Origin of the sequence: Streptomyces tyrfis (assembly GCF_037034285.1) — a bacterium.
In the GTDB taxonomy this organism is placed as follows: Bacteria; Actinomycetota; Actinomycetes; order Streptomycetales; family Streptomycetaceae; genus Streptomyces.
In genome coordinates this window covers 96921-103407 of the sequence record NZ_JBAGJZ010000030.1, presented here as the reverse complement: position 1 = coordinate 103407, position 6487 = coordinate 96921, and the positions used below count along the sequence as shown (strand labels likewise).

Genomic DNA, 6487 nt, shown 5'->3' with positions numbered 1-6487 from the left:
TACGAAACCGACTGGAACACCTGGCTGACCGCCTGCGCGGCCGGCAGCTGCGGCGGCGGCACGCCCACCGAGCCCGGGGGCGAGTGCACCAGCAAGGACACCAGGGAGCTGGGCAAGGACTGCAAGCGCAGCGGACTGAAGGCGGTCAAGGACGACTACGCCTATCTGTACGTACGCATCCCGGCGGGCACCGCTCAGCTGCAGATCACCGTGACCGGCGGCACGGGCGACGCCGACCTCTACTACAACGCGGACAAATGGGCGACCACCACCGCCTACACCAGCCGGGCCGTCGGCGCCGGGAACGAACACACGCTGACCATCGACCACCCGGAAGCCGGAGACCGCTTCATCAGCCTGCACGCCGTCGAGGGATTCGACGGCGTGACCGTCTCCACCAAGTACTGAGACCTCCGGACACACGACAACGGCCTGCCCGCGAAGGGATGCTCCTCCGCGGGCAGGCCTGCCCGCGTCGCAAGGCGATCCGCGCCGCAGGTGGGGGGCTGCGGCGCGGACCGGCTCCACGGGCCGGGCTTCAGCAGCCTCGGTCGATCAGGTCGAAGGTGGCGTAGTGATCACCGGTGTAGTAGTCCTCCCGGGTCTGCTTCCCCGTGACGACGCGTCGGGCGCCGCGGGTCGGGGAGCCGGGAGTGACGACGGTGTACTCGTGGTAGTAGCCGGTGCTCTGCTTGGGCAGGACGCCCTCGCGGTTCTGGAAGACGGAACCGTCCTGCGAATACGGGAACGGCCCGCCCGCCGTGATCAGGGCGAGGGTGTCGTGCGCCTGGGAGGGGAGCGCCGAGTAGCAGACGCTGCCCACCGACGCGACGCGGGACGAGGCGGAGACGGTGGCGGCGGCCGGCGCCCCGTCGGCGGAGGCGGTGACGGCGCCGCCGACGAGGAGCGCGGACAGCAGGGCGGCCGCGCCGCCGAGCACGGTGATTCGTGGGGGGATTCGCATGACCACCATGATGACGCGCGTAGATGGCGGCCCGTCAACGCCAACGCATGGGAATTCTGTGGAAGTTGCCCGGAGAGATGGACATATGGCGTTCATGTGGCCGAGGGGGTGCCAACCGGCTTGTGCCCGCGTTCACTTGATGAGGCGCCGCCGAGCGTGGCGGCCCGTCTGTGGGGCATGCATCCCCGTGAAGGCGTTCCGAGAAGAGTCCGACGCGACGACGAACAGGGGGCGATTCACTGTGCGGGCGGGGGAGACGACGGAGTACCGGGGGAACGAGGAGCCGGCGGCCGGCACGCCGGGGCCATGGCCCGGGGCACGGGGGCCGGGGCCCGGACCGGTCCGGATGCGCCGGGGGCTGGCCCGCGCCGATCTGGCCGAGGTGAGCGAAGCACGGCGTGAGCTGAGGGAGTTGCTGCGCGACCGCTGGCGGGCCGAGCCGATCGGGGTGGCGGAACTGCTGCTCAGCGAGCTGGTGACCAACGCGCTGATCCATACCGGACACGGCGCGGTCGTCACGGCGGGCCTGACGCCCGCAGGATTGCGGGTGGAGGTGCGGGACTTCGGCCCCGGACTGCCCCAGTCGTACGTACCGGACGCCGACGACGGTACGCACGGCCGAGGGCTCGTCCTGGTCCGGCGCCTCGCGGACTCCTGGGGCGTGGACCTGCGGACGCCGGGCAAGGCCGTCTGGTTCGAACTGGACGCCGAAAGGCCCTGACCGCCCGGAAGGGACCGGGCCGTCAGGGCCTTTCACGGCGGATCAGCCGAACTGCTGCTCCAGATCCTTCAGTTTCCGCTCCAGGGAGTCGAGCCGGGGCAGTGCCTGGGTGTCGTCCTCGGCCGTGAGGTCGACGACCGGGTCACCCGGCTTCCGGTCCTGGGAGCTCGCCTCCGGACCCGTCACGGCCTGCAGGGATGGCCGCGACCGCAAGGGCAGTTGCTCCGGTTCCGGTATGGCGGGCTCCCCGGCCGTCTGGACGGCTTGCGCCGTAGGAGGGAGCTGGACATCCACCTGCGTGCCTCCCCGGCCGATCCGACGCCAGGCCCGGTTCTGCCGGTTCAGGGCCTTGATGTGGGCCCGGTCCAGCTTGGCCTGTTCCTTGCGGCGAAGGCGGGACTGCTCCTTCTCCCGCCGGTCCTCACGGACCTCCTCGACCGCCTCGTCCAGGGTGCGCACGCCCTCCAGGAGCATCAGCGACCAGGCGCCGAAGGTCTCGCGGGGAGCGCGCAGCCACCGCACGATGCGGATCTGCGGCAGCGGGCGGGGCACCAGACCCTGCTCGCGCAGCGCGGCCCGGCGGGTCTGCTTCAGCGCGCGGTCGAAGAGCACCGCGGCCGAGAGCGACATGCCGGCGAAGAACTGCGGGGCCCCCGCGTGGTCGATCCCGCGCGGAGCGTGCACCCAGTTGAACCAGGCCGCGGCGCCCGCGAACAGCCACACGAGCAGTCGCGAGCCGAGCGCCGCGTCACCGTGGCTGGCCTCACGCACCGCGAGCACGGAGCAGAACATCGCGGCCCCGTCGAGGCCGAACGGAACGAGGAACTCCCAGCCGCCGGAGAGGCCGAGGTTCTGCTTGCCGAAGCCCACGAGCCCGTGGAAGGAGAGGGCGGCGGCGACCGCCGCACAGCAGAACAGCAGGACGTAGGAGGCGGTGGCGTACAGCGCTTCCTTGCGTCTGCGGCGTTCCTCGCTGCGTTCCCAGCTGTCTTCGACGGCGGCGGACTTGTCCGCGGCGCGCTTGCCGCGTACGACCACCGCCACCGCCGCCAGGACCCCCACGAGCAGCACGGCGCCCGGAAGCAGCCAATTAAGCGATATGTCGGTCAGTCTCATGCGCGGTCCCTTGCGTCGCGTAGGGCATTTCGGGCGCCATGATTGCCGAAACCGCAGCACACATAGGGGGTTTCGGGACAAGAGAACGCCATTGGGTTGGCAGAGCATACGGATAGCCGGGATCTAGTCGAATATCCGTGTGCGGCCAGTGATCTGCGTTCGAATACTACTACCCGTTCGAGGGGTGTCGATCAATGAGTGGGCGTCAGTTTCCGTACCCGGTCGGCGTCACGGGTGCGGGGGCAGGTGACGCAGGTGTCGTCGGGGCGCAGGGTGTAGAAGAGGCAGCAGCTGACCCGGTCGCGGGTGGGCAGCGACGCGCCGTCGGGGCCGGTCAGCTCGCGGAAGCCCGCGGCGCCGACATAGGGCTTCGTGGTGCCCGGCAGCAACGACTCCAGCTCGGCCATCGCCCGCCGTTCCTCGCCCAGCAGCGAGGCGACGTACCAGAGGCCCTCGACGACCTCGTCCGTCGCCATGCCCCACAGCGCCCGGCGGCCGCGCCGCATCCGGGGTGCGAATCCGTCCAGCACCGGCCCGATGTGGTCGGCCACGGCGGCGAGCACCTCGGCCCGCAGCGCCGCCTCGTCCGGGACCACCCGGGCGCCCGGCAGTCCGGCCGCCGGATCGTCCGGGAGGCAGGCGAACTCCCGCGCGCGGACGGTCATGCGGCCCAGCGCCCGCTGGAACGCCACGTCCCCCACGGGGATCCGGGGCACCCGGCGGTGCAGGAACCACGGCACCGTCACCAGCAGACAGGCGGGCCAGGCGTACCGGTGCAGCCCGAATCCGGCGACCACGTCGGGACGGGGCTGCTGTCCGTAGTCCCGCAGGATCTGCGCATGGTCCCAGGCGAGGAACGCGTCCAGCGCGGCGCCGCCCGCCGCGAGCTCCTCCGCGCGCACCCAGCCGCCGCCCCGGGGCGTCTCCTCGCGGTCCGTCAGCACCTCGGCGCGCAGCCCGGGGAAGACCTCGGCGAGACGCGCGTACGCGCCCGCGACGGCGGACGCGGTGGTTTCGGAGAGCGGGGCGGGGAGGGGCATGCGGGACCGCCGAATCACGAAGTTTGCAGGTAAGCCTTACCTTACCCGAATGGATCGAGGTGTGAACTGACGCCCGCTCCGCCTATCGTGCACCGGGGGGCATGGCGCACGCGAGCCGCGCCCACGGCAGGCCGAGGAGGTCCGAGTGGAGCAGGGCAGAGCGCGTGGGCGGCCGCCGGCCGGACCCTCCGCCGCCTCCGTGCGCGTGCCCGAGCAGGCACGCGGCGAGCAGCAGCGCGGCGACCGGGTGCCGGACCAGGCGCGCGGCGAGTACACCCATGGCGAGCGCCCTCCCGGCGAGTACGCCCGCGCCGAACCGCAGGCCCCGCGCGCGGCGGTGCGCCGTCACTCCGTGCGCGGCCAGGTCCTGGACGCGCTGCGGACCGCCCTGGCCGACGGCCGGCTGGTGCCGGGGGAGGTGTACTCCGCCCCGGCCCTCGGGGCCCGCTTCGGGGTCTCCGCCACCCCGGTGCGCGAGGCGATGCAGCAACTGGCCGCCGAGGGCGCCGTCGAGGTGGTGCCCAACCGGGGCTTCCGGGTGTCCCGGCGCGACCCGCGCGAACGCGCCCAGCTCGCCGAGGTGCGGGCCCTGCTGGAGGTCCCCGTCGTGCTGCGGCTGGCCCGGACCGTCCCGCCCGCCCGCTGGAACGCCCTGCGGCCGCTCGCGGAGGCCGGCACGGCCGCCGCCGCGGTCGGGGACCGGGCGGCCTACGCCGAGTCGGACCGGGCGTTCCACGGCGCGGTGCTCTCGCTCTGCGGCAACGAGCAGTTGGTGAGGATCGCGGACGACCTGCACCGCCGCGCGCAGTGGCCCGTGGCGGAGAACCCGGCCACCCGCAGGGCCGTCCTCCTCGCGGACGCCGCCGAGCACAGCGATCTGCTGGACGCGCTGATCGCCCAGGATCTCGCGGCCGTGCAGTCGCTGCTGCGCGAGCACTTCGCCGCGGCCGGGGGCTGAGCGAGCGCTCCGCCGCCCTCGACGGGGGAGAGGGCGGGCACTTCACCGGCCTGGGAGCCGACGGGGTCCGGGGCCGCGCCGTCCGCCGTGCCGGGAGGGGGTTACGCTACGCCCTCGATCACATGATCGTTCCGGGGAGGGGCGGGGGACATGGCGCTGACACGGGCGCCGGGACCGGCGCCCGCACTGGCGGCGGCGGTGCTGGTACTGGTCCTGGCCGGGGCGGGCTGCTCGCGGGAGAGCTCCGGGGACGCGGCCGTGCCGGACGGCGGGGCCCCGGCGTCCGCGACCGCGCGGCCGTCCGCGACCCCCTCCGCCTCCGCTGTGCCGTCCTCGTCCCCGCCCCCGGCCGCCGCCTCCCCGTCGTCACCGACGCCGTCGCGGCGCCCGGACCGGGCCCCGGCCCCCTCGCACGCCGCCGGGATCCCGCCCGTGCCGGCGGTCCAGCGGAAGCCCGCCCCGCCGAAGGCCCCCGTCACCCCGCCGCGCCGGGACGGCGGGGGAGCGCGCGACGGGTCCGGCGCCGTCCCGCAGAACCCCAACCGGGGTCCCCACCCGCCGCCCGCGCCGCCCCGGCCCGCGCCGACCCCGGAGTGGGAGGACGCCGGGCGGAAGCCCGGCGACCCGGTGGACGACCGCACCTGACCCGTCTCGGACCCGGCCGTCTCGGACCCGGCCGTCTCGGACCCGGCCGTCTCGGACCCGGCCGGGCCGGACTGGGCCCGGCTGCCCCGTCCGCCCCGCCGATGACGTCGAACTCCTGTCCGCGAAGGACGGGCTGAACCGGGACAGCCCTTAGGACGCCGGTCCCGACCCGCCGCCCCGCGCCGACGCGGCCCGGGCGGCGGCGTACGGCCGTCAGTTCGCCCCGGCGGCGGCAGGCGGCGGGTCCAAGTGCGGGGCCAGCCAGGTAGGTACGCCCCCGAGCAGCCGGAACAGCCGCCCCGCCTCCGCGCGCAGCCGGCTCGCGGTCTCGGGCTCCGGCTCGGCGTCCGCGAGGGCGATGAGCGCGGGCGCGGTGCCGATCAGATAGCCCAGCTCCTCCCGTAACCGCAGGGACTCCGCGAAACCGTGCCGGGCCTCCGCCGTCTCGCCCTCCCGCAGGGCCAGCAGCGCGAGATGGCGCCAGGTCGAGGAGAGCAGCAGCGCGTCCCCCTGGGCGGCGGCGCCGGCGTGCGCCCTGCGGTAGGCGGCCCGCGCGGCCTGCGGCGAGTCGGCGATGTTGTGCGCGATCAGCCCCCGGCGGAAGTCCAGCAGCGGACGGTTCGGCGCGGCCGGGGAGAGGAGCGCGGCGGCCCGGCTCAGGGCGACGCTGGCCTCGTCCGCCCGGTCCCGCACCCCCAGGAGCGTCGACGCGTACGCCAGATGACCGCGCTCGCAGGCGGCGGCGCCGCGCTCGGCGTCGTCGTGGGCCAGCGCCTCGGCCGTGCGCAGCGCGTCCTCGGCGTCGGTCCAGCCCTCCCCGGTGTACAGGCAGCGTTCGGTCAGCAGGGCGGTCCGCTGGAGCGCCGCGGCCGGATCGGCGGCGGCGTCCTGTTCGAGCAGTGCGGCGGCGTCCGTCCAGCAGGCCCGTGACCGCAGCCGCCATACCGCGGTCTGGAGCGGCGGATCGTCATCTGCTGTCGTGCCGGAACCAGACATGGCGGTATGCGCCACATTGCCCTCCCCTGGGCCGCTTCGTCACCGAT

General features: G+C 74.4%; 8 protein-coding genes. 4 read left to right on the top strand and 4 right to left on the bottom strand.

Annotated features, from left to right (window positions below; translation table 11 throughout):
* A partial coding sequence (locus WA762_RS22760; RefSeq protein ID WP_335937912.1) for a PPC domain-containing protein occupies positions 1–408 on the top strand: 408 nt, incomplete at its 5' end.
* A gap of 130 nt (positions 409–538) precedes the next feature.
* Here WA762_RS22760 and WA762_RS22755 read toward each other — a convergent pair.
* On the bottom strand, positions 539–964 hold the full coding sequence (locus tag WA762_RS22755) for a ribonuclease domain-containing protein (RefSeq protein ID WP_335937911.1): 426 nt from the start codon (positions 962–964) through the stop codon (positions 539–541).
* Between the two features lie 346 nt (positions 965–1310).
* Here WA762_RS22755 and WA762_RS22750 point away from each other — a divergent pair, with 346 nt between their 5' ends.
* The gene (locus WA762_RS22750) at positions 1311–1685 is read left to right on the top strand and encodes an ATP-binding protein (RefSeq protein WP_335937910.1); all 375 of its coding nucleotides are present in this window, start codon (positions 1311–1313) and stop codon (positions 1683–1685) included.
* 42 nt (positions 1686–1727) lie between these two features.
* Here the strand turns inward: WA762_RS22750 and WA762_RS22745 are convergent, their stop codons facing one another.
* On the bottom strand, positions 1728–2801 hold the full coding sequence (locus WA762_RS22745; RefSeq protein WP_335937908.1) for a DUF2637 domain-containing protein: 1074 nt from the start codon (positions 2799–2801) through the stop codon (positions 1728–1730).
* 191 nt (positions 2802–2992) lie between these two features.
* The gene (locus WA762_RS22740; RefSeq protein WP_335937907.1) at positions 2993–3841 is read right to left on the bottom strand and encodes a (2Fe-2S)-binding protein; all 849 of its coding nucleotides are present in this window, start codon (positions 3839–3841) and stop codon (positions 2993–2995) included.
* 145 nt (positions 3842–3986) lie between these two features.
* On the opposite strand from WA762_RS22740, the gene WA762_RS22735 reads away from it, so the two are divergent.
* Both WA762_RS22735 and WA762_RS22730 read left to right on the top strand, forming a co-directional pair.
* A complete protein-coding gene (locus tag WA762_RS22735; protein WP_335937905.1) occupies positions 3987–4799 on the top strand; it encodes a GntR family transcriptional regulator in 813 nt (270 codons plus the stop codon).
* A gap of 150 nt (positions 4800–4949) precedes the next feature.
* The gene (locus WA762_RS22730; protein ID WP_335937903.1) at positions 4950–5444 is read left to right on the top strand and encodes a hypothetical protein; all 495 of its coding nucleotides are present in this window, start codon (positions 4950–4952) and stop codon (positions 5442–5444) included.
* Between the two features lie 213 nt (positions 5445–5657).
* Here WA762_RS22730 and WA762_RS22725 read toward each other — a convergent pair whose 3' ends face one another.
* Positions 5658–6440 carry a hypothetical protein gene (locus tag WA762_RS22725; RefSeq protein ID WP_335937901.1) on the bottom strand — a complete coding sequence of 261 codons (783 nt, stop codon included), beginning with the start codon at positions 6438–6440 and terminating at the stop codon, positions 5658–5660.
* Positions 6441–6487: the final 47 nt, after the last annotated feature.

What these genes read in the sequence shown, in the direction of transcription:
- WA762_RS22755 (WP_335937911.1), bottom strand. Translation starts at nt 964, where the DNA reads ATGCGAATCCCCCCACGAATCACCGTGCTCGGCGGCGCGGCCGCCCTG.
- WA762_RS22740 (WP_335937907.1), bottom strand. Translation starts at nt 3,841, where the DNA reads ATGCCCCTCCCCGCCCCGCTCTCCGAAACCACCGCGTCCGCCGTCGCG.
- WA762_RS22745 (WP_335937908.1), bottom strand. Translation starts at nt 2,801, where the DNA reads ATGAGACTGACCGACATATCGCTTAATTGGCTGCTTCCGGGCGCCGTG.
- WA762_RS22725 (WP_335937901.1), bottom strand. Translation starts at nt 6,440, where the DNA reads ATGTCTGGTTCCGGCACGACAGCAGATGACGATCCGCCGCTCCAGACC.
- WA762_RS22750 (WP_335937910.1), top strand. Translation starts at nt 1,311, where the DNA reads ATGCGCCGGGGGCTGGCCCGCGCCGATCTGGCCGAGGTGAGCGAAGCA.
- WA762_RS22730 (WP_335937903.1), top strand. Translation starts at nt 4,950, where the DNA reads ATGGCGCTGACACGGGCGCCGGGACCGGCGCCCGCACTGGCGGCGGCG.